Origin of the sequence: Paraburkholderia sp. SOS3, from assembly GCF_001922345.1 — a bacterium.
Taxonomy (GTDB): domain Bacteria; phylum Pseudomonadota; class Gammaproteobacteria; order Burkholderiales; family Burkholderiaceae; genus Paraburkholderia.
Genome location: NZ_CP018811.1, coordinates 1,515,652 through 1,537,821, shown reverse-complemented (window position 1 = coordinate 1,537,821; position 22,170 = coordinate 1,515,652). Strand labels below are relative to the sequence as shown.

Sequence of the window (22,170 nt, the reverse complement as noted above, 5' to 3'; positions counted from 1 at the left end):
ATCGCGGATGCGTGCTGAGATCTCCGCACTCGTCATATCGGCAGCGGGGCCGTGCCGGCTGATAGGGACAATCCATGAGAAGCCGCCGGTCAAGCGCGATGCCGGATGGGTCATGGATCATTTGTATAATCGTGCGTTTTGTGTTCGGGCCGCCCCTGCCGGCCCACTGCCCGGCCTCTTCTCATGCTTAGCTTCGCGCTCGGTTTCATCGTTTCCCTGCTGATTACGCTGCTGATCGTCCGCTACGCGCATCTGCATGAACGGTTCTCGCTCGACAACGATCTGTCGGGCGCCCAGAAATTCCATGCGCACCCCGTGCCGCGTGTCGGCGGGATCGGCATTCTGCTGGGCCTCGTTGCCTCGGCCGTGCAGTTGCAGCATGCGTATCCGGCCGTGTCGAACGGCATTCTGTTTCTCGTTGCATGCGGATTGCCCGCGTTCGGCGCCGGACTGATCGAAGACCTGACCAAGCGCGTTTCGCCGCTGGCGCGCCTTATCTGCACGATGGCTGCCGCGGCGCTCGCCTACTTTCTTCTGCACATCGCGGTTACACGCATCAGCGTGCCGCCGCTCGACTTTCTGCTGACCTACGCGGCTATTTCGTGCGGCGTCACCGTGCTGGCGGTCGCGGCGCTCGCGAACGCGATCAACATCATCGACGGCTTCAACGGGCTTGCGTCGATGGTCGCGTTCATGATGTTCGCGTCGCTCGGGTATGTCGCGTTCCAGGTGCATGACCCGGTCGTGCTCTCGGCGTCGCTGATCATGATGGGCGCGGTGATGGGCTTCTTTATCTGGAACTTCCCGGCGGGGCTGATTTTTCTCGGCGACGGCGGCGCCTATTTCGTCGGGTTCATGCTTGGCGAGCTGTCGATCATGCTCGTGATGCGTAATCGCGATGTGTCGGCGTGGTATCCGGTGCTGCTGTTCATGTACCCGATCTTCGAGACATGCTTCTCGATCTACCGGAAGAAGTTTATTCGCGGGATGTCGCCTGGCATTCCAGATGGCGTGCACCTGCATATGCTCGTTTATAAGCGGTTGATGCGCTGGGCGGTGGGCGTGAAGACGGCACGGGAGCTGACGCAGCGCAATTCGCTGACGTCGCCGTATTTATGGCTGCTGTGTCTGATCGCGGTGATTCCGGCGACGCTGTTCTGGCGGCATACGGTGCACCTGTTCTGCTTTGTTGTGGTGTTTGCGGCGACTTATGTGTGGCTTTATGTGAGTATCGTGCGGTTCAAGTCGCCGCGGTGGTTGGTGGTGCGTAGGGGGCGACAACATTGAGCAGACAAAAGCGAAGCGCGGCACGCTAAGAAAGAACGTATTGTGTTCCGCCTTGCAGGAGGTCCAGGTTTATAATCAATTATGGACAGGCGTGTCTGAATCGGCGCCAGCGACCATCGATAAGTACGCCGACCATCGCGAGCGCCGCATACCAGATGGCAACACAGCACCACTGTATCCATTCGGGCCCATGCAGCGCCAGCAAGGCAATCGCACTACCGACCAACATCAGCCAATAGTAGATCAGCGCGACATGCTCGTGCTTGCCGGTCATCTGCACCAGCCGCTGGTAATAGTGCTCGCGATGGGCTTCCCATACCTTTTCACCTCTCATTAAACGGCGCAGCAGTGTCACCGTCGAATCGGCGATGAATGGCGCGAAGACGACAGCGGGAAACCATATCGGCCATGAGCCGTGCTGCCAGCCCCAGAAGCCGAGCGCGCCCGCCATGAAACCCAGCGGAATCGAACCCACATCGCCAAGGAAGATCTTCGCGCGCGGAAAGTTAAGCACGAGAAATCCAGCCGCCGCCCCGGCGACGACGGCAGCCACGTGCGCCAGCGACGGCTCGGTGGACGCAGCAGCAATCGCGTAGGTGCCGAATCCGAATACGGCCATGCCGCCCGCGAGGCCGTTCGAGCCGTCCATAAAGTTGTACAGATTGACGAACCAGACCATGGCGATCCCGGCAAGCACCGCCCACGGCCAGGGCAATTGGGTCGCGCTGATCATGACGGTGGCCGCCACCACGACCGCGTGTGCGGCTAGCCGCACACGCGCAGTAAGCCCACGCCTATCGTCGATGAGCGACACCATACCGAGAAGAAACGCACCGAGCGCGATGCCGCGAAACGGCGGCGCGAAGATGGCGGTGAGCAACAGTACCGCGGGCAAAACACCCCATCCTCCAACCCGCGGCACTGGCCGTACATGCAGGGAACGAGCATTCGGAATATCGACGGCAATGTTCCATGCCCATCCCGTGCGCAGCAGGACGACTAGAATGGCGAGGGCTAACGCAGCCGCGATAATGGCCACAAGAAACAGTGGAAAAGAGAGCATGCGTTGCGCTGCCTATTGTTGGGTCCGTTTGGTCGGTTTGGTCCAGTTGATCTTGTAAGCACGGGCAGTTTCGGCAAGTCCTTGCGCGACAGACCACGGCGGCACCCAGTCAAGCTCTGCGCGCAAGCGCACACCATCCAATCGCAGCGGGCTCGCAAGCCGATCGACTTGCGCCGTCTTACCGGAAATTCGGCCCAAACCGCGCAGCCAGCTAACAGGTACAGGCACGAGCCGCGCAGGGCGGCCAAGCGCCAAGGCAATCGCCCGGATCATTCCGGCTACGGTCAGGTCGTTTCCGTCGGTCACGTGGTAGACGCCTCCGACAGGCCCTTCACACGTTGCGAGGACGCGAAGCGCATCGGCAAGATTACCGACGTACACCATGCTGCGGCGCGCATCGACCGAGCCGAGCGGCAAGGGAATCCCAAGATCCACCGCTCGCATAAGCGTATGGAAATTCGCGCGTACACCGGGACCATAAACGAGCGGCGGCCGAACGACGGCCACTTCGATACTGTGCTCCCGGCCGAAGGCAAGGATCGCCTGCTCAGCCTCATACTTCGAGACGCCGTACGGGTCCAGCGGCACCCCATGATCGTCTTCACGCCACGGACGACCCGGTTCGCGTTCGCCGAGCGCTTTTACGCTGCTGACAAATACGACCCGCCGGGCTCCCGCTGCATGCGCCGCTTGCACCGCGTTAAGTGCGCCGCCCACATTGGTCGCACGGTAAGCTTCAAGTGGATCGGCGATGCTCTCTCGCGTGACATGAACACGCGCCGCAAGGTGCACGAGCACATCGCAGTGGCCCAATGAGGGTTCACCCACGGCGACGCTTGCGAAATTGTCGTCGGCAATGAGCAATTCGCGTGCACACGCAATGGCGGCGCCTCGGCGGCGTACAAGGGCGACGACGTCATGCCCGGCGTCGCATAGTAACGCGATCAACGCTGCCCCGACAAAGCCGTTCGCTCCGGTTACGACTATCTGCATGCAATCGTTCCTTGCACCGTGATCTGGACATGCATCCGCATCAACCGGAAACGTGCACCTTTTTGCCAGGCGCGACGCTTTGCAACGTCGGCGCGATCGCGGGTTGGTATTCGGGGAGCCAGCGGCGCAGGTCGCGACGTACTTCATCGTCAGTGAGCACGCGACGCTGCATCAACCAAGGCAGGAGATCGTCGAGCAGGCTGTCGGGCACCTCGCGCGCCTGAGCGATGCGCAGCTTCGGATGCGCGGTACGCGTCGTGGTTTCGTCATCGGCGAGAAGCTCTTCATACAATTTCTCGCCTGGTCGCAGACCCGTGAAATCGATACGAATCTGCTCTTCGGTGAAGCCGTAGAGGCGAATCAAGTCCCGCGCAAGATCGACGATTTTGACCTGGTCGCCCATTTCGAGAATGAATATTTCCCCGCCCAAGCCCATGCTAGACGCCTGAAGAACGAGTTGCGATGCCTCAGGGATCGTCATGAAGAAGCGCGTCATCTCGGGGTGTGTGACCGTGACCGGGCCACCCTTCGCGATTTGCTGTTGAAACTTCGGAATGACACTCCCTGCACTGCCGAGGACATTGCCAAAACGCACCGTCTCGAACTGGGTACGCGCGCTCGTTTGCTGCAGCGCCTGACACGTCATTTCGGCGAGCCTCTTGCTGGCGCCCATCACGTTGGTGGGATTGACTGCCTTGTCCGTGGAAATAAGAACAAAGCGGCTCACGTCGTGGCGCATCGCTGCGCGTGCTACCCGATAGGTGCCGAGCACGTTGTTGCGCACTGCCTGCCACGCATTCAGTTCTTCCATTAACGGGACATGCTTGTAGGCAGCAGCATGAAAGACGATGTGCGGCGCGTAGCGCGCCATGATCTGATCCAGCAGCAGCGAATCTTTTGCGTCGCCGACGATGGGTGTGACGAGCAGATTCGGATAACGCTCTCGCAGCTCTTCGGTAAGCCGATATATCGCGAACTCGGACTGATCGAATGCGATGAGTTGCGCGGGCTCGAAACGCATAATCTGGCGGCACAACTCGGAACCGATCGAGCCGCCCGCGCCTGTGACCATAACGACGCGCGCTCGCAACAGGCGCTCGACGTGCGGCGTATCGATGTTCACGGGTTCTCGGCCCAAAAGGTCTTCGAGATCGATACGGCGCACACGCGACATGAACGCTTCGCCTTCCGCCAGTTCCGCTAGCGCCGGCAAAACCATGGCCCGCACGCCGGCTCTGACGCACAACGTGGCAACACGGCGCTGCGCGTCCACTGCCGCGGACGGAATCGCGATAATCGCGTAATCGGCCTTCAGTTCATTGGCAAAACGCACGAGTTCGTTGATCGGGCCAAGCACCTTATAGCCGTATATCTCGCGGCCGTGCTTGGCGGGATCGTCATCCAGCAAACCGACGAGGCGCCACTCGCCCGAGCGAGACAGCTCACGCGCGACGCTCGCGCCAGCCGTACCCGCCCCGAGGACGAGGACCGGCTTACCCTGCCCCATCAACCCGCCGTAAAGACGGAATTCCTTGCTTGCCCGATACAATGCGCGCGAGCCGCCCATCGCAAGAAAAAGCAGCAGTGGCGATACGAGCAGCACCGAGCGCGGGATAACCGGAGCGGGTTGAAGCATTACCGCGCAGATCATCGCGATCAATGCACCCGAACCAACCGCTTTGGAAATGCGCACAAGGTCAGGCAAGCTTGCGAACACCCACATGCCGCGATACAACCCGAAGATACGAAATACGGCCGCGTAGATAACGACGACCCAGACGAGCGCGTGCATGCCACCGACCCAAAACTCGGAAGGCACCATGCCGTTAAAGCGAATTGCGTAGGCGACCAGCCATGCTGCGGCGACTGCACACAGATCGAATGCGAAGGCGCTCAGCGACAGCCATGACGACCTGAATCGAAACATGTTGATGACCTCGGAAAAACTTGCTTTCTCTCTTCGAGACAGCGCAATGCGCATGCTCGTTATTATTTGTTAAAGCAAATGCAAAATAACCACGCGGGGACACCGTGCAGTCCGTTCTGTCGGCGATTGTTATATTTGCCGTATGCTCGATGCTCGCTCTGCCCGACGAGCATTGACTACCGGACGACTGCATTATTATGCCGACAGTTGAATGCAAATACCATGCTCGATTGGCCGGCGCAGGATGCTTGGCAAATACTGCCAAATCGTGTAGCGCTCTTGAGCCGACGTGCTTGGCTGCGCTACCGCAATGAAATCCGGCGCCAGCCGCGAAACGCAAATGCCGCGTATGCTTCGCGCTAGCGGGATACGACTGGGTGAAACATCCGTAACCAAATGTATTGATCTCGCGCGACGACGACGGCGATTCATTCACAGTTCGTGCACGATCGATAAATTGCGAAGTCGCGGCGCAGCGGCTTCTCAGGCTTCCAACATCCAGCGGATCGTGTCGCGGAAGTCGATCGGCTCGACACCGGGCACGAGACGCCGAAGTTTTTCCGCTGAGCCGACCAGTACCTTGATCTCGTTCTGGCGTACAAATTCGGGATTTACGCTGATTTCCAGGTCGTGTCGCGACGCTTCGCGTACGAGTTGTACGACATGTCGAAGCGTGAACGGACGCTCACTGCATACGTTGACTGTTTCGCCCGGCGCCGCGTCCGACTCGAGGAGCGCCCGATAGATTTGTGCGATCGTGCGCACATCCGAAAAGTCGCGTGCGACATCCAGATTGCCGAGTTCCAAGCGCGCTTCCTTGCGCGCGAAATGCGAAACGATCTTCGACACTAGAAAGTGCTCGGACTGGCCACGGCCCGTGTAATTGAAGGGGCGGGTGATGACGATCGGTATCTGGTCGAACCACGTGCGAACCATGTGCTCCATGGCCAACTTGCTTGCCGCGTAGTGATTGACCGGAGCGGGCACGGCTGACTCATCGACGACACCTGCGGCATTGCCATAGACGTTCGCGCTACTGGCGATCAAAACTCTTTCCGGCTGGTGCCCCACGTCGGAACACGCCTGCAGCAGATTTAGCGTGCCGAGGACATTAACACGGTACATGTCGAGCGCATCGTCATGGGCAACGAAGCTGATCGCCGCGAGATGGACGATATGCGTTGGCCGCAGGCGGTCAATGGCCCGACGGCATTGCTCGAGCGACGTGATATCCAGCGCGCCGGCATCTCCGACGTCAGTGGCGGTCGAGGGGCCGCTTCCGATACCGTTGCACACGTCATATCCCGCGTCGACCAATGCGTCGCGCACGTATTTGCCGGTGAAGCCCTGCAAGCCCGTGACGAGCGCACGACGCATGGCTGGATCAGAATGAGAAGCCAACTTTGTTCCTCCGCAAATCGGCTTCGACCATCATCTCGCACAGTAATTCGAGCGAGGTTTGAGGCTGCCACCCGAGCTTTTGCTTTGCCTTCGATGCGTCGCCGATCAGCAAGTCCACTTCCGCCGGCCGATAGAACTTCGGGTTCACTCGCACCACGACCTTGCCACTCGCCATATCGACGCCCTCTTCGTGTTCCGCGCTGCCCTGCCACGCGATGTGGATGCCGGCCGCCTTGAACGCAATACCAACGAAATCACGCACCGTTTCCGTCCGCCCAGTTGCGAGCACGAATGTATCCGGCTCGGCGGCCTGCAGCATTCGATGCATCCCTTCCACATACTCCTTCGCAAACCCCCAATCGCGCTTCGCATCAAGGTTGCCGAGTTCCAACATATCCAACTGACCGAGCGCGATCTTCGCAGCCGAATCGGTAATCTTGCGTGTGACAAACTCGCGCCCACGCAAAGGCGACTCATGATTGAACAGAATACCGCTGGACGCAAAGATCCCGTATGACTCGCGATAGTTGACGGTGATCCAGTGTGCGTACAGTTTGGCGACACCGTATGGGCTGCGCGGATAAAAGGGAGTGTCTTCTTTCTGGGGCACCGCCCGGACCTTGCCGAACATTTCGGACGTCGACGCTTGGTAAAAGCGGATGTCGCGATCGACGATGCGGATCGCCTCCAGCACGTGCAGGGCGCCAATGCCAGTCATCTCGGCCGTGGTAATGGGCTGCTCGAACGACACGCCGACAAAACTTTGTGCCGCGAGGTTGTAAACCTCATCCGGCTGCGCCGTTTTCAGCAGACGGATGGTAGTGCTCAGATCAGTAAGGTCGTGCTCGACCAGACGCAGCCTGACGTGATTCAGGATGCCAACCTCCTGCATGCGCCAGAAATTGACTGAACTGGTACGGCGGTAGGTGCCGTAAACTTCATAGCCCTGTTCGAGTAATAGCTGAGCGAGATATGTCCCGTCCTGCCCGGTCACCCCGGTTACGACCGCTCTCTTCATATCAATTTCCTCATGAATTTCGCTTCTCGACGGAGCTGTGAGAGGACAAAAGATTACGGCTGGCGAAGAGATTATATGCGAGTGTTATTCACACAATCAGTGCTCGCGAGATATGAATTTCCAGCCGAAGCGGCGGTAAAACTTGAATGCGGACGCGAGGAACAGCTTGATGTGACGATGGCCTTTGCGCGCAGCACCTCCGCCATGATGAAGGACGCGCACATGCGGAACGTACGCAACGCGAGCCACATCATGGGCTCGCAAACTCAGGTCGTAGTCCTCGAAATACAGAAAATAGCGCGGATCGAAACCCGAAAGTCTCGCGAGCACCTGCGTGCGAAACAACATGAAGCAACCGCTGACGATTGGGGGGTCCCAGACAATGTCACGCTCATTGATCACGTCGCGCATTTCGTACCGTGCGAGGCGTTGCGTAAAGAACCGCCGCGCGCTACCGGGCAGAAATCCGCGCACGAACAGGTCGAGCAAGGTCGGATAGCGTCTGCATAGGTACTGGATACGCCCTTGAGCGTCGCTGATACGAGGCGTCAGCAAGCCGACTTCAGGGTGAGTTTCAAGGAAGTCCAGCGCATCGATCAGCGCGTCACGGTCGAGGTCTACGTCGGGGTTCAGTACAAGGTGGTATTCGCTGCGCGCTTGCACTATCGCCAGATTGTGGCCGCGGCCGTAGCCGACGTTCCCGTGTCCGGAGAACTCAGGCAGGTCATGTCGTTCCTGCGACGGCGTTCTGGCGGCACATGCTGCAGCTGTTCTGCGGTCATCGTAGTGTCGCTCGCCAGCAGAGGATCGTGCGATCAAAGTGCGTCGCCGGCTGATGGTCCGCAAGCGACGACGGCATTCGACGTGTACCGCCCGTTTGCTGCAATTTGTGATCGGGCGGCTAATGTAAAATGTTGTAAATGAAACACCTTACCAACAACTTCGACTTCCTTCGCCTCTTCGCAGCACTCTGCGTTCTGGCTAGCCATCAGTACGCGCTGCTCGGACTTTCTGAGCCTGTCCCGCTGCCGGGTCAATCTTTGGGTGGCTTGGGCGTGATCATTTTTTTCACAATCAGCGGCTATTTGATCACAAAAAGCTGGTTGTCCGATCCGAACATCCTGAGATTCTCCGCCAAGCGGATTCTGCGAATCTGGCCCGCGCTTACCGTTTTCACTGTCCTTTGCGCGTTCGTGCTGGGTCCATGCGTGACTCAGATCCCGTTGTCGGAGTATTTCAGATCGCCGGGATTGGTCGGATTCTTCAACACGCTGCGTATGCGGATCGTTTTTTCGTTGCCGGGCGTTTTCCCAACCAATCCCTACCCGAGCGCAATCAATGGGTCGCTGTGGACGATCCCGCTTGAAGTTAAGTGCTATTGCATCTTGTTGGCGCTGGGCGTTCTCCGGATCTTGACCATGCGATGGATCATCCTCGCCTGCACGCTCGCGCTCGCGGTGTATTATTTCATTGTGCTTGACGGGCGTGTGGCGTCTGAAGACGACTACATGATGCGGTTTAGTTCGTACTTCTGCGCAGGCGCATGCGCTCATTTGTTTCGCGAGCGGCGCAAAGACGGCAGAGCATACGTCGTTATTGCACTGGTGATGTTCGCAGGCCTTGCGGCCAAAAAAGATGTCCTGGCTCAATGGGCGCTACTGCCATTCGCAATCATTTCAATTGGTGAGGCGTCTACGCCGGTGCTTCGACGCTTCGGCCGGTACGGCGATCTTTCGTATGGCGCATATATATATGCATTCGGCGTGCAGCAAACGGTCATCTGGATTACGCGTAACAGCCTTTCGTTCTACGCGTACCTGGCCCTTTCACTGATCATCACGCTGGCATTCGCCTATCTGTCCTGGCATTTCGTCGAGCGCCCCGCCCTTCGACTGAAACCGCGGGGTCGTCCAACAGTAAAGGGCTCGCGCAATGATGAAACCTTGCCGGACGTGCCGCCTGCTGACTCACCGTCTGGGCGTTAGGGATTGCCGTCCGGATTTCGCGCGCATGTCGTGACGAAGTGCCGGAAGTCAGTGCGCGGAGCCGAAGCAGGCGTCGCAACGAGCGTCTGACAGCCTCATACTGGACTACCCAAAGCTGGACTCGCGACGACACCCTCTTCGTGCACAACGTGTGCGCGCTTAATGCTCTTTACTTTTTTACATCGAAGATGCGCGACTGCCGACGCGCGGCGGCACGCTGCGCAGCGGCGGCACAATCGGTGTTGGGTGATGTTCGACGATCCACCAGCGCAGATCTCGACACACCTTGCTGCTGCGCCACCTTCGCGAGCCGCAGTATACCGCCGACGTTGGTCGCGCGGAATGCTGCCTCAGGATCGGACGCCGTGTCGTGCATCACATGCACGACACGGCCAGATGCACGATGCTGTCGGCGTTCAGGTCAGCGGACCACGTCTGTGCGATACCGCCGTAGTCGGTGCTCGCGTCGACCCACTCCGACACGCCGTCCACGCATCGCCGGGACGCCGCCACACGAGTCCGTCACACGGCCCCCCCCCGTCGAGCAGGTTGCGGCACAGGACACGTCCGACGAACCTGTTCGCGCCGCTCACGACCACATGACTCATAGCCATTTCCAGCCGAAGCGGTTGAAAAACTTAAAAGCGGAAGCGGCGAACATACGAATGTGCGCGGAGCCTTTGCGAGCCGCGCCGCCGCCGTGGTGAAACGCTCGCACGGAAGGCACATACGCGACCCGCGTGACTTTATGGGTGCGCATGCTCAGATCGTAGTCCTCGAAATACAGGAAGTAGCGGGGATCGAAGCCCGACAGCCGCCGGAGCAGATCCGCACGGAACATCATGAAGCATCCGCTTACAATAGGTGGATCCCACAACACATCGCGCTCGTTAACCAAGTCGCGCATCTCGTACCGACCAAGACGCTGGCTGAACCAGCGTTGAAAGCGGCCCGGCAGAAACCCTCGCACGAACAGATCAAACACGGTCGGGTAACGACGGCAAAGGTACTGGATACCCTCCTGATCGTCGTCGATACGCGGCGTAATCAGACCCGCGACGGGATTTGCGTCGAAAAACTCGAACGCTTTCACCAGCGCGTCACGGTCCATGTCGATGTCCGGATTCAGGATAAGGTGATACCGGCTGCCAGTCTCCTCGATGGCCAGATTGTGGCCGCGGCCATAGCCGACGTTGCCGTGGCCGCGAATCAATTGGCACGTTGCGCCTGACTGGGTTAGCAGTCGCAGCGAATCTGCAACGTCGCGTTCCTGCAGTCCGCCATTGTCGACCAAATATATCGCCAGCGGAATGTTATTGCGCGTGTGGCGCAACGCCTCATACGCTGCGCTGATGCTCGCCAGTGTCTCGTTCAGTAGCGCGACATGCGGCCGATACACTACGATCGAGATGGACAATCCACGAGAGTCTAGGTCGGACGCCACGGCGGTAATGGGGGATTTGTCGGTCTTGTGCATTAACTACAGGTTGGCCAGAACCTATGTAAAGCGCAAGTGTGCTTAAAAACGCTACGGCGAGCAACCTTTGTCTTAAATTCTCGACGTAACCGCGCACGGGAACGTTTTATCAGTTTGATGCTTTGATTTCTGGCACAACTGTGTGTTACGAGTATCGACGATCGTTTTGCTGATGCGGCTAAAAAGCACGTACTGCGTCAATGCATGATAATGGCCGGTGTCGCCCCATAAGCACTCGGGCCATTTTGCGCTTCGGTAGCATATCGAAATTTTCGCTCACGTGACCGAAAACGGCCAGCCAATTTCGTTTCGCACAAGCGGCAACTCAGTACCGATAAGGCTCGCGCAATAGCACGCCCGCGCGAGCCTCGGAACATATCCGTTAACAGGCGCGGCGTCGGTTCAAAAAAGCCGCCTGCTCACCGCCGCGCACTCAAATATTCGGAGATAATCTCTTCCGGTGGGCCGTCGGCCCTAACTTGCCCATGATCCAACCACACCACGCGGTTACACAAGGAGCGCAGCAAATCCATGTCGTGAGACACGCAGACCATGATGCTCGCCTTGTCGATGAACTCAGTCATCCGTTTCTTCGCCTTCTCGATGAACGAGGCGTCGCCGCCCGCAAATACCTCGTCGAGAATCAGAATTTCCGGATGCACAGCCGTTGCGATCGCGAAAGCAAGCTTCATATACATGCCAGTCGAATAGTATTTGACCGACGTATCGATGAATTCTTCGAGCTCGGTAAAAGCAATAATCTCACCCTCGAGCCGACGAAGCTCTTCACGGGAATAACCGAGAATGCTCCCACTAAAATAAATATTATCGCGCCCGCTGAATTCGGGATTAAACCCGGCGCCGATCTCAATCAAGGGTGCAACACGCCCGCTGATTTTGACCTGCCCCGACTGCGCCGTATAAATACGGCAGATCGTCTTCAGCAACGTACTTTTACCGGCGCCATTATGCCCCACGATACCGACCCGATCACCGCGCTCTATGACAAGATTTACGTTTTTGAGCGCCCAAAAATCGGTAAATTTATTCTTCGCCTTTGCTTGTAGAAAATGCGTTACATAGTCTTTTAGACTCGGGGTTTTGTCATGATAAAGACGAAACCGTAAAGAGACATCGGCCACCTCGATGCGCGACATAATCAAAGCCTGAAAATTAATTTGTGCTCGTACGAACGAAACACCTTGATTCCTATCACAAAGCTAACTGCAGCCAGTCCAATAGTAATTCCGAGCGTCGGCATCGACGGAAATTCCGAACGATAAATGGGGGCCCGAAACAGGTCCACGAAATAAAACAACGGATTGAACCGTATGAACCGTTGCAGCCGCGGCGAAAGCGCCTCGGGTTGGTACATGATAGGCGTCAGGAAGAACAGCGCTTGCAGCAGCACGCCGATCAAATGCTGCAAGTCGCGGAAATAGACCATCATGATCGACACGATGAGTGCCAGTCCGACGGCAAAAACATACAGAATGACAAACGAGATCGGCAGAAAAAACAGCGCCCAACTTGCTTTCGCACCGACGATCAATGCGATGACGAACAACGCCACCAAGCCGAACAGAGAGTCGAGCAAGGAACCCGTTGCGGTCGCCACGGGGAAAACCAGCTTCGGGATATATACTTTCTTGATCAGACTTTCATTGGCAACAATAGCGCTGCCCGCTTGAACAATACAACCGCTAAAGAAATTCCATGGCACCGTAGCGGCAAAGAGAAAAATGGCATAGTCGCGCAGACCGAACCGGAAGATGTGAGAGAACACGACGGCCGAAACCGCCATCATCATCAAGGGGTTCAGAATAGTCCACAAATAGCCAAAGATCGTCCGACGATAACGGGCCAGCAGTTGCTGAGTCACTAACTGCGTCAGCACGTGCCGGTAGCCATACAGCTCTGTTACTAACATTATTGAGTGACCGTGGCGCCGGTAAACCGGCAAAAACGATTGCGCTTAATGCGCCAAAGTCGACAGCAGCAGGCGACCAATTTCCGCAATGCACCCGCGCTATCGCACAAGAAAATTGCCGCACATGCGGCGAGCGAACAGTCGGTGATTATACAGTACCATGCGGCGCAGCCGTTCCCTGCTAGCGCTCCGCACGGGCCGCGCCAACCCTGCGCCTGATGCGGTCCACCACGCCTCGGGAAGTCAGATAGATCCTTCGAAGCGTCCAGATTCCGGGAATCCTTTTGGCAATGGAACGCAGGCGACTTCGCGACACCGCAACGGGATACATGATCTTCGCCAGCTCGGCCGCATATTCCATCACCTGATTCGGCGTCATCTGCACCAGGATTTGCTGGCGCGCGGCGATCGCTTTCTGATAGTAGTCGTCAAGCTCCTGCTGTCGCGCCGTCGCCTGCCCTTCTTTCGCAGGCACACGATAAGCGGATGTGACCTTTTCGATCAGCTCGAAATCCTGGCGCTGGCTATATCGCACCCACAAGTCCCAGTCTTCTAGGCGATCGAGTTCGATGTTGAAACCACCGAACTCGTCGTATAGCGAACGGCGAAAGAGAATCGCCTGGATGGGAATGAAGTTGTGATGCCAAATGGCGGGTCTAGAGAACGACTCCCGGTAGGCGACGAACCGGTTGACTTCGCGGTACTCCCAAGGCTCATGGCTGATCACATCTGTCTCAATCTGGAAAGCCAGAGCGTAGACGGCGGCCAGATCGGCGCGCTCCGTGAGACGTGGAGCCAAGACTTCGACGTGATCCGCGAACAGCAGATCGTCGTCGTCGAGAAAACACGCGTACTCGCCCGTCGCGACAGCAAGTCCGACGTTTCCTCCGATACACCGACCGCCTTTGGGAATCGAGTGATACTGGACTCTGGCGATCCGTCCGCTCGCGGCGACCTCGTCGATAAACGACTTTGCCTGCGCCGACCCATCCTCGACAACCACCAGTTCGATGTTAGGATACGTCTGATGCTCTACCGAGCGAACCGCTTCCCGCAACTTGCCTCCGCGACCCTCGACGGTCCGAACGATGATGCTGACGAGGGGTACGTCGTCAGGTAGCGCACCGAACACGAAGAAAGGATGTTCACGCGACTGTTCGTAATCCCACCCGCGAAACGGGAATGCGAGACCCGACCTCTTACGCGTCGCCATGAAGTACGGGCCGTCACGCAGAATCTTCCACAGACCGGCCAGCATTCCCCTCAAGCGCCCGGGCACTGAAATCGGCACGAGTATCAGCCCCAGATACATCAGCACCCCCCGAGCGATTTCACCGTAGGTTCCATATCGCATCCGCAACAGTACGTTTGCCACAGTACTGCCGAAATATTGCGCTGGCTTCAACTCGTTGGCCGACTCGTACGTGAAATGCCAACATACGGCATCGACGCAATAGCGCAACACGTAACCGCGGTCCCGCAGACGATACGAGATTTCAACGTCTTCGCCATAGAGGAACAGGCGCGGTTCATAGCCACCGACGGCCTCGATAGCGGCGCGCCTGAACAGGATGCATGCACTCGACGCCCAGTTCACTTCGAGGGTGGCCGGATTGTAGTACTTCGGGTGCTCATAGGGCTTTTGCCGGAATTCCCACGCCGCTACGTCCTCGGCGTCGGCTTGCGCGACGCGCACGGCTCGCTCGATCGCAACCGGATCGAACGTCAGATCGACGTTCGTGACGAGAAAAAATGCGCCCTTGCCGCGTGCGAGGTTCGCGTTGTGCCCACGGCCAAATCCAACATTCGCACCGCACTCCAGTGATACCGCCGCAAAACGGTGCTCGTTTTGCGCGATAAAGTCCCGGATGCGCGCGACTGTGTCGTCAGTCGAGGCGTTGTCGCGGATCACGAGCGAAATTTTGTCCAGCGGGTAGCGCTGCGTGACAAGACTCTCCCAAAATCCGCTCAGCCAACGCGATGAGTTGAACGTAACGGTCGAGATATCGATCTGAGGCAATTCAGAAGATTCGTACATGATGCGGGGATCGAATCGAAGCCAAGGTCAAGTGTGTTTACGATAGAACAGCACACCGTCGGTAGATAAGGCGGCATACCAAGACGCCGCCCGACGCGAAAACGGAAGTGGCCAGCGCGCCCGGCGCTAGTGACTGGCTCCCTGACGCCGAAGCTTTTGAGTCAGCGACCGTATCGCCATCGTCAGCCTCCAGGATCGCGACGCATAAATGCCGTCGAGCGTTTCTCTCGATCGACGGAGCTCACCATCGACCTCGATCAGCTGTTTGCGAATCGTATCGACGGCAGGCATCGTTTGCCTCTCGTCCAAAAATGTCTGCAGCAAATCAGGAGAGTATGGGCGTAAAGGCGCCGCAGGCGGCGCGTCGAGTCCCGCATGAATGGCCGCGCGCAACGCTTCGGGCGCGTGCATCTGCTCGTAGCGCTCTCTCGCCCACTTTCGCTCCTGCTCGATACGTTGCGGCTCAAGCACAGCGAGGTGAGCGAGCAACGCATCCGGCGTCTTCCACGTGAACGCTTCGGGATACAACATGTCCATCGCGCCGTGAAAGCGGGAAAGGTAGCTTTCGTGAGCGATGACGGGCGTTCCCGAGCCAAGCGCCTCCACGACCGCTCTGGCGCCCGCGATCGGGAAAGAGCTGAAGTAAAGGTCGACCATCTGCTCCTGCAATGCCTTCCACACACTCGGCACCCATTCGATGTAGGTGAGTCGCTCAGCCGCAATGCCGAGCGACTGCATGCCGTCGCGGATGCGTGTCAGCGTGGGTTCCGACAGCAGCCCGAAATGCACGTGCGTACCGCGCGTAGCGTTAAGAATCTTAGGCAGCAAGTCACCAAAATCGTACTGATAAGGCTGCTCGAACTTGTTGCGGGTCCCCGCCGTGCAGGTTCGCAGCCCGTGCCCACCCGCCTGCGAGCGACCGTCGAACTCCGAAACACCACAGTCCGACGCCGTCAGCGGCCAATAGACGGTGTTGCAAACGTCGAGTTCATCGCGGCAATGGTGGAACCCCATCGGAGAGCAATCGGCATGCAGGTCATAGTCCAATGTCACGCCTAGACATAGATGATGGTCGGCATGGTGATAGAAGACCGTCTGTTGTGCCAAGCCTCGCTGAGCCGCTGCCACGGCAACGCTGTCCTGATGATGATTGAACAGAAACAGGTGCGTAGCGTGTAGGTCCCTGAGGCGCTCGAGCAACCACACGAGCTTAGCCTCGGGACCTGCGTCGGGCGCGCATTGAACGTCCACGTCGTAGGGCGCGAACCTCTGCTGGATCACTTCGAGGTTCGCAGTGCCCATGAGATTCGTCAGCAGGATGACGGCGCGACCTGGAAAACTGCCGCCCTTCAGCAAGTCTTCCAGGACCGCCGTATGTCCACCGGTCGAATACAACTCTGTTGCCAGAAAGACGGGGCCGCACTCGCCTGCTCCATTTTTTTTGTTTGAAGCCGGCAAACTCTCGAGAACCCGTGCGCCTAGGTCTCGACAGAAAGTGTCGAGAGAGTTATTTGCGAAGATCTTCGCGACCGTCCGGGGATCCCCGATCACCGACTGAACGAACTCCTGAATGAGCCGCAGTGCGCTCGCGATATCGCCGACGGCCACGCGAGCATTTGCGTCGCTTAGCAATTCATCCGTCGACGAATACGTCCCCCCGTCTTTCATCTTCTTATGCATGCACTTCCAGCGCCGCGAGAAGCGCGTCGCAAACGTGATCGGCTGCTTCCAACGACAAGTGCGGTCCCATCGGCAAGCTCAGGACCTCGCCGCACAGCGTTTCGGCAATCGGGAGCGCCCCATCGGACAAGCCCAGGTGCGCGTATGCGCCCGACCTTGACGGAGGGATCGGATAGTGAATCAGCGTCGCAACGCCCTTCTCGGCAAGCATCTTCACGACTGCATCCCGCTGCTGGACACGCACCACGAACACATGCCACACAGGTTCGGCCTCGTCGAGAACCTTCGGCAGGATCAGGTTCGCCCCCGCGAGCCGCGTCAGGTAATGGGCTGCGATCGCCTGTCGGCGAGCATTCCATTCGTCGCACGCAGCGAGCTTCACGCGCAAGAACGCTGCCTGCAATTCGTCGAGACGCGTGTTGAACCCCAAGGTATCGTGATGGTACTTTTGCGCCGAACCGTAGTTGCCGAGTTCCCGAATGGCTTTCGCAAGCGCGGCGTCGTCGGTTACGACACATCCCGCGTCGCCGAGCGCGCCCAGGTTCTTGCCGGGATAGAAGCTGAATGCCGAGGCGCATCCAAACGTGCCGACCCGGCGTCCCCGATATCGCGCACCATGAGCCTGTGCGGCATCTTCGATGACCTTGAGACCATGCGCCTGCGCGATGGCCAGAATAGGATCCATGTCCGCCGCCTGACCGTACAGGTGCACCGGCATGATCGCCTTCGTGCGAGGCGTGATCGCCGCTTCGATACGCGCCGGGTCCATGTTGTGCGTCAACGCATCAGGCTCGACTGCGACGGGCATCGCGCCTGCATGGGTCACCGCCAGCCAGGTCGCAATAAACGTGTTGGACGGAACTAGAACCTCGTCGCCCGGGCCGATTCCCAATGCACGCACGATCAGATGCAAAGCGTCGAGGCCGTTGCCCGCACCGATACAGTGGCCAACCCCACAGTAACGGGAAAATTCCTTTTCAAACTCAGTTACTTCCGAACCCTGGATGTACCACGACGTTTCCGAAACTCGCTGATATGCGCCGTCCAGTCCGTCTTTTAGTTCGCGATAAGCAGCGGATAAATCAAGAAACGGAACTTTCATGCGTCGCTCCTTACAGCACGAAGAAAGTCGTCATACTGACGGTAGTAATCCGATTCGGCATAGTGCGCCGAAGCAAGCGAAACACACACTGAACCGGCCGAGAAATTATCGATTTCACGCCAGATCATTTTGGGGACATACAAACCGAGATACGGACGATTCATGTGATACGTCTTCCGCTGCTCGCCATCATCGACGTGCACATCAAAACTTCCGGAAATTGCGATCAGTACCTGTTGCAACTCCCGATGGCTATGGCCCGCGCGGCTGGCGCCCGCGGGAACGTCGTATATATAGTAAATACGCTGAATATCGAAGGGGATTTGCGTACCGCCTTCGATCGGAGTCAGCGAACCTCGTGGATCAAAAATTCGGGAAAATTCCAGTAGTTGGCAGTCGCTGATGCTGATCATAGGATGAGATTCACACTGGAAAACGAATAGGGGAAACAAGGTTGTGGCCGTACCAATGACAGGGGCATCGGATGCCGGTTCTAGAATGCCTAGACGTCGAGGGTTGCATTTGCTGGTTTACCCCTGACTAGGTCAACGTAGTATAGTAGCGGCACTCAGTTTCCCTGTCGATAGATAGCTGCACTCTATCGAGCTAAATTATCAATAGTTTATATCAGCCTGCTGGTGCGAGTTATTTTCACTGAAAAGTGAGTCCAGCGATAGCGCATTCGAACACATTCACCTTGGGTACGGAGACTCCATATGAACCGCGACTCACCCGCTGCGCCAATCGTTGGCAGAAGCATTCGCCTCAGATATGCGGAACCGGCTGACGCAGAATTCATTCTTTCATTACGCCTCGACGAGCGGCGAAATCGCTTTATCTCAAAAACAACGACGGAAATCGAGAGGCAGGCGGCGTGGCTTGCGACGTATAAAGAACGCGAGCAAGCCGGCACTGAACATTATTTTGTGATCGAACTCCTCGATCACACACCCGTTGGCACGGTCCGTATATACGATTATCAAGACGATTCGTTTTGCTGGGGCAGCTGGTTGATTAAACCGGATGCACCGGGGCAGGTCGCAATCGAATCGGCGCTCAACATTTACGAATTTGCCTTTTATTCGCTCGGCTTCAATAAATCCCACTTTGACGTCCGGCGAGATAACGAGCGTGTCGTTGCGTTTCATCTGCGTTTTGGTGCGCGCATCATATCGTCTGACGAGCAAGACCACTTCTTTGATTACAGGAGGGAAATGTACGAGGAAATCAGAGCGAGGTACCGCAAATTCCTTCCGGATCAGAACTAGCACTGCACGAGGAGATGCGCATCGAGGCCTTGCCCCGTGGTGCGGCCTCCATAGTTGATTTATTGCCATATCGATTAGGACACACGAGCGGTCGGATCCGCTTGACGAGACAATGAGATCTAAATTGCGCTCCATTAGGACGACACTGGTAAAGGTGCTGTCGCTAACGCACATCGTCGATCGAGAATATTATCTCGAACGTTATCCGGATGTCGCCACACAGAACATGGACCCCGTAGAACATTATTTTTTTCATGGCGTACGCGAAGGCAGATCGCCGAATCGGCTTTATGGATCAATAAAACGACGGGCGGGCAGATCTCTACTTAAAACGATCGGCTCTGCATTAAAATTCGACGAGGAGTTTTATCGAACGCGGTATCCGGATGTCTCCTCTGCAGGAATTGACCCGCTCGTCCATTACGTTCGCTTCGGTTTCCTGGAGAATCGCCAGCCAAATCAATCCGCGTCAAGCGGGATGACGACGCGCACCATGGTCGCCGCCGCCCTCGCGAGCCTCACTGGCCGCCAGTCCAACGTCTGGCCAAAGGTCCGACGCGACTATTTCTTCTGGTCTGCCAAGAGAGGCTGTTCGCTCGCCACCGATGTTTTGGCGATGTTTGAACGGCGCCTGTCGATGCGTCAAAGCAGGACGACTTTCGTGCGAGCGCTTCCTGTCGCAAATGTCGTCGAAGCAAAGTTCGATTGGGCGTCGGTCAGAGCGATCGAACCGGCCAAACTTTACTCGTTTTTCGAGCCCGAGATTTTCGGCGAGGAGACGGCTCGCGTGCTTCGGACTGTCGAAGTGCCGAGCAAATGGATCGTATCCATGTCCGACGCGACGGTCGTCGGCGGCTTTCAGGTCGTCGCGCACGATCATCTGGTTCTGTACGAACCAGCGGGCAACCCCCATAACGATTTCGTCGCGGGAAGCTGGCCGTTCGTTACAGGAATCAGGAACAGGCCAGCGGCAGCCGTCTGGTATGAGTATGACAACCGCGAGACGATTCCAGAAGGCATTCTGCTTAGCGGGCGATGCAGTCCGAACTACTATCATTGGTTGATCGAATATCTCGCCAGAATTTATTCGGTTCTGCCCGTCAGCGAATTGCGTAACGTGCCGCTAATCGTCGATGGCGCGATGTTTCCACAGGAACTCGAATCGTTATGGGCGATTTGCCCAAACTGGCCGATTTTTCCTCTTCGACGAGGAACGCTGCTCCAAGTCTCGCGACTTCACATCCCATCGATTCCTACCTTCTTGCCAGACACGCTCGAAATACCCTTCTGGCAAGGCAGCGCTCTTTGCACGTCGACGCTGTCGTATCTGCGTGAGACGATTTTCGCGAGATATGGCATCGAGCGCGTCGAACCTTCCCGGAAGATTTTTCTCTCGCGCCGAGGTGCTCGCAGCATCATCAACAGCGAGGAAGTCGAAGCACTGCTGGAAGAGCACGGATTTGAATGTGTCGATACGGCGACGCTGGCATTCGAAGAGCAAGTTCGACTCTTCGCGGAATCGAAAATGATTGTCGGGCCCTTAGGGGCAGCATTTACGAATCTGATCTTCTGCATGGCTGGTTGCAGGGTCCTTGGACTCGCGACCCCGTTCGGAAAGCGATTCTGCATACAGGCGAATCTTGCCGGTTTCGCGGGATGCGACTACAAGATAGTTGCCGGCGAGCATCCGATGTACAAGCCGGGTGACGAGCACACGCTGCGTGACGTCGAACTGATGCATTTGAGCTTCAGCGTGAATATCGAGACGCTCGGAGCCGCGCTACTGTCTTGGGAGTGAGACCATCGCGCTCATCCTGAGTCTCCAACGCTGCTCCGAATGCCCAGGATCGGCTCGCGGAAAGATCGCGTCATGCGCGAATCTTTTTCCGCCGTGTTACCGTCGATCTTGAAAAGGCCTCATACGGGACCATCGCATCCGCGGAACATCATCGTCAAAACAATGAGTTACATCAAATTTTCCTCACAATGGCAAAGATTCGTTTTCAACTTATGTCGCGCGGCCTTACGGTGTTGAGGACAAGGCGTCATCCCAACACATAACGTGGTAAAACGATCCTAATTTAAAGATCGATCTATTGTGTTTTGCGGAAAAATAACGACGCGATTCACATTCAAACGAAAGGATCTCTGTCTTTTCCGAGCGATCCATGATATCCGCCTCTCTATCAACCAGATGAACGCTAAAAGTTATGACCCCTTCCTCGTACAGTATTACCTTTTGTGTGGGAGCACCCCGAAGCGGCACTACTCTAGTAGGCAGCTTGCTATCGGAGGGTCCGAGGGCTTTCCCCATGCTTCCAGAATGCACGTTTATCACGCAACTCATCCGACAATATCACGATATTATTAATTATTCTGATAAACCCCGTTTTGACGCGTTCGCAAAGTCCAACACAGAGTTAGCTTCCGCATTCAATCCCGCGATCCGCGGGATGATTGACATCGCCCTCAGCCATTTCCCGGGTGTAAATGCACAGGAATTAATTCTGAAAGACCCCGAACTGACGCTTTATATCGATTGCCTGCCGGCGTTTTTCGATAAATTCAAACTGGTTTGTGTAATTCGCGATCCCCGCGATGTTGTCGCCTCCTTCGCACGTGTATCCGAGAAAAAAGGCGTGACAATGGATTTCGAAAGCCTAATCGGGCTGGTCTTCAACTACTACTATCGCGCATCCATATCGGACCTTGCGAAAGCGAACCACATCCACTTTTTGAGCTTTGAAAAAATCTCAAATGGTAACGAAGACGAGTTTCGCGCGTTGGAAAGTTTTCTAGGGTATCGCGTCGGACGGTCTGGTTTTGGAAAGATGCTTTTCGAAATCGACAAGAGCGATGCCACGTTTTCAGATAACTACGGCAAACCTAAAAAATCGCTGACCAAAACAATGCCCGCATTGAGTCAGGAAGAAATCTCGACAATCGAAAATGCGTTCGCCGGATATAACGCGACGTACGGCTGGTGGTAAACGCTGATCGT

General features: G+C 56.9%; 19 protein-coding genes. 5 read left to right on the top strand and 14 right to left on the bottom strand.

Annotated features, from left to right (window positions below; all coding sequences use genetic code 11):
* Window positions 1-183 precede the first annotated feature (183 nt).
* On the top strand, window positions 184-1,287 hold the full coding sequence (locus tag BTO02_RS07060; protein WP_075156439.1) for an MraY family glycosyltransferase: 1,104 nt from the start codon (window positions 184-186) through the stop codon (window positions 1,285-1,287).
* A gap of 79 nt (window positions 1,288-1,366) precedes the next feature.
* On the opposite strand, the gene BTO02_RS07055 is transcribed toward BTO02_RS07060, so the two are convergent.
* The 6 genes from BTO02_RS07055 to BTO02_RS07030 all read right to left on the bottom strand — a co-directional run bounded on the left by BTO02_RS07055 (window position 1,367) and on the right by BTO02_RS07030 (window position 8,412).
* Window positions 1,367-2,350 carry an MraY family glycosyltransferase gene (locus BTO02_RS07055; RefSeq protein WP_075156438.1) on the bottom strand — a complete coding sequence of 328 codons (984 nt, stop codon included), beginning with the start codon at window positions 2,348-2,350 and terminating at the stop codon, window positions 1,367-1,369.
* 12 nt (window positions 2,351-2,362) lie between these two features.
* Complete coding sequence (locus BTO02_RS07050) at window positions 2,363-3,343, bottom strand: NAD-dependent epimerase/dehydratase family protein (protein ID WP_075156437.1); 981 nt, start codon at window positions 3,341-3,343, stop codon at window positions 2,363-2,365.
* A 40-nt stretch (window positions 3,344-3,383) separates the two neighbouring features.
* Window positions 3,384-5,270, bottom strand: a complete 1,887-nt coding sequence (locus tag BTO02_RS07045) for a polysaccharide biosynthesis protein (protein ID WP_075156436.1) — start codon at window positions 5,268-5,270, stop codon at window positions 3,384-3,386.
* 483 nt (window positions 5,271-5,753) lie between these two features.
* The gene (locus BTO02_RS07040; protein ID WP_075156435.1) at window positions 5,754-6,647 is read right to left on the bottom strand and encodes a GDP-mannose 4,6-dehydratase; all 894 of its coding nucleotides are present in this window, start codon (window positions 6,645-6,647) and stop codon (window positions 5,754-5,756) included.
* 7 nt (window positions 6,648-6,654) lie between these two features.
* Entirely contained in the window at window positions 6,655-7,689 is a 1,035-nt protein-coding gene (gmd, locus tag BTO02_RS07035) for a GDP-mannose 4,6-dehydratase (RefSeq protein WP_075156434.1), read from the bottom strand.
* A gap of 96 nt (window positions 7,690-7,785) precedes the next feature.
* On the bottom strand, window positions 7,786-8,412 hold the full coding sequence (locus BTO02_RS07030; RefSeq protein WP_232243515.1) for a glycosyltransferase: 627 nt from the start codon (window positions 8,410-8,412) through the stop codon (window positions 7,786-7,788).
* Between the two features lie 197 nt (window positions 8,413-8,609).
* Between BTO02_RS07030 and BTO02_RS07025 the strand changes: the two genes are divergently transcribed.
* A complete protein-coding gene (locus tag BTO02_RS07025) occupies window positions 8,610-9,674 on the top strand; it encodes an acyltransferase family protein (protein ID WP_075156433.1) in 1,065 nt (354 codons plus the stop codon).
* A gap of 169 nt (window positions 9,675-9,843) precedes the next feature.
* Here the strand turns inward: BTO02_RS07025 and BTO02_RS35035 are convergent, their stop codons facing one another.
* The 8 genes from BTO02_RS35035 to BTO02_RS06985 all read right to left on the bottom strand — a co-directional run bounded on the left by BTO02_RS35035 (window position 9,844) and on the right by BTO02_RS06985 (window position 18,314).
* The gene (locus BTO02_RS35035; protein WP_075156432.1) at window positions 9,844-10,050 is read right to left on the bottom strand and encodes a hypothetical protein; all 207 of its coding nucleotides are present in this window, start codon (window positions 10,048-10,050) and stop codon (window positions 9,844-9,846) included.
* Window positions 10,051-10,278: 228 nt separating this feature from the next.
* Entirely contained in the window at window positions 10,279-11,151 is an 873-nt protein-coding gene (locus tag BTO02_RS07015) for a glycosyltransferase family 2 protein (RefSeq protein WP_075156431.1), read from the bottom strand.
* Window positions 11,152-11,570: 419 nt separating this feature from the next.
* Entirely contained in the window at window positions 11,571-12,308 is a 738-nt protein-coding gene (locus BTO02_RS07010; protein WP_075156430.1) for an ABC transporter ATP-binding protein, read from the bottom strand.
* Window positions 12,309-12,310: 2 nt separating this feature from the next.
* Window positions 12,311-13,048, bottom strand: coding sequence for an ABC transporter permease (locus BTO02_RS07005; protein ID WP_198039205.1), 738 nt, complete (start codon window positions 13,046-13,048; stop codon window positions 12,311-12,313).
* A 214-nt stretch (window positions 13,049-13,262) separates the two neighbouring features.
* Window positions 13,263-15,119 carry a glycosyltransferase family 2 protein gene (locus BTO02_RS07000; protein WP_075156428.1) on the bottom strand — a complete coding sequence of 619 codons (1,857 nt, stop codon included), beginning with the start codon at window positions 15,117-15,119 and terminating at the stop codon, window positions 13,263-13,265.
* A gap of 126 nt (window positions 15,120-15,245) precedes the next feature.
* Window positions 15,246-16,799: a hypothetical protein gene (locus BTO02_RS06995; protein ID WP_075156427.1), complete on the bottom strand. Its 1,554-nt coding sequence runs from the start codon at window positions 16,797-16,799 to the stop codon at window positions 15,246-15,248.
* A complete protein-coding gene (locus BTO02_RS06990) occupies window positions 16,792-17,901 on the bottom strand; it encodes a DegT/DnrJ/EryC1/StrS family aminotransferase (protein ID WP_075156426.1) in 1,110 nt (369 codons plus the stop codon). Before BTO02_RS06990 ends, BTO02_RS06995 begins: the two co-directional genes overlap by 8 nt.
* Complete coding sequence (locus BTO02_RS06985) at window positions 17,898-18,314, bottom strand: sugar 3,4-ketoisomerase (protein WP_332262260.1); 417 nt, start codon at window positions 18,312-18,314, stop codon at window positions 17,898-17,900. Before BTO02_RS06985 ends, BTO02_RS06990 begins: the two co-directional genes overlap by 4 nt.
* A 303-nt stretch (window positions 18,315-18,617) precedes the next feature.
* Between BTO02_RS06985 and BTO02_RS06980 the strand changes: the two genes are divergently transcribed.
* The 3 genes from BTO02_RS06980 (at window position 18,618) to BTO02_RS06970 (ending at window position 22,159) form a co-directional block, all read left to right on the top strand.
* On the top strand, window positions 18,618-19,169 hold the full coding sequence (locus BTO02_RS06980; protein WP_075156425.1) for a GNAT family N-acetyltransferase: 552 nt from the start codon (window positions 18,618-18,620) through the stop codon (window positions 19,167-19,169).
* 154 nt (window positions 19,170-19,323) lie between these two features.
* Window positions 19,324-20,967: a glycosyltransferase family 61 protein gene (locus tag BTO02_RS06975; protein WP_198039204.1), complete on the top strand. Its 1,644-nt coding sequence runs from the start codon at window positions 19,324-19,326 to the stop codon at window positions 20,965-20,967.
* Between the two features lie 412 nt (window positions 20,968-21,379).
* Complete coding sequence (locus BTO02_RS06970) at window positions 21,380-22,159, top strand: sulfotransferase family protein (protein ID WP_075156423.1); 780 nt, start codon at window positions 21,380-21,382, stop codon at window positions 22,157-22,159.
* Window positions 22,160-22,170 lie beyond the last annotated feature (11 nt).

Coding starts and splice junctions, on each gene's coding strand:
- BTO02_RS07025 (WP_075156433.1), top strand. CDS start 8,610: ATGAAACACCTTACCAACAACTTCGACTTCCTTCGCCTCTTCGCAGCA.
- BTO02_RS06990 (WP_075156426.1), bottom strand. CDS start 17,901: ATGAAAGTTCCGTTTCTTGATTTATCCGCTGCTTATCGCGAACTAAAA.
- BTO02_RS07015 (WP_075156431.1), bottom strand. CDS start 11,151: ATGCACAAGACCGACAAATCCCCCATTACCGCCGTGGCGTCCGACCTA.
- gmd (WP_075156434.1), bottom strand. CDS start 7,689: ATGAAGAGAGCGGTCGTAACCGGGGTGACCGGGCAGGACGGGACATAT.
- BTO02_RS07040 (WP_075156435.1), bottom strand. CDS start 6,647: ATGCGTCGTGCGCTCGTCACGGGCTTGCAGGGCTTCACCGGCAAATAC.
- BTO02_RS06995 (WP_075156427.1), bottom strand. CDS start 16,799: ATGCATAAGAAGATGAAAGACGGGGGGACGTATTCGTCGACGGATGAA.
- BTO02_RS07045 (WP_075156436.1), bottom strand. CDS start 5,270: ATGTTTCGATTCAGGTCGTCATGGCTGTCGCTGAGCGCCTTCGCATTC.
- BTO02_RS07060 (WP_075156439.1), top strand. CDS start 184: ATGCTTAGCTTCGCGCTCGGTTTCATCGTTTCCCTGCTGATTACGCTG.
- BTO02_RS07055 (WP_075156438.1), bottom strand. CDS start 2,350: ATGCTCTCTTTTCCACTGTTTCTTGTGGCCATTATCGCGGCTGCGTTA.
- BTO02_RS07000 (WP_075156428.1), bottom strand. CDS start 15,119: ATGTACGAATCTTCTGAATTGCCTCAGATCGATATCTCGACCGTTACG.
- BTO02_RS06985 (WP_332262260.1), bottom strand. CDS start 18,314: ATGATCAGCATCAGCGACTGCCAACTACTGGAATTTTCCCGAATTTTT.
- BTO02_RS07050 (WP_075156437.1), bottom strand. CDS start 3,343: ATGCAGATAGTCGTAACCGGAGCGAACGGCTTTGTCGGGGCAGCGTTG.
- BTO02_RS35035 (WP_075156432.1), bottom strand. CDS start 10,050: ATGCACGACACGGCGTCCGATCCTGAGGCAGCATTCCGCGCGACCAAC.
- BTO02_RS06980 (WP_075156425.1), top strand. CDS start 18,618: ATGAACCGCGACTCACCCGCTGCGCCAATCGTTGGCAGAAGCATTCGC.
- BTO02_RS06970 (WP_075156423.1), top strand. CDS start 21,380: ATGACCCCTTCCTCGTACAGTATTACCTTTTGTGTGGGAGCACCCCGA.
- BTO02_RS07010 (WP_075156430.1), bottom strand. CDS start 12,308: ATGTCGCGCATCGAGGTGGCCGATGTCTCTTTACGGTTTCGTCTTTAT.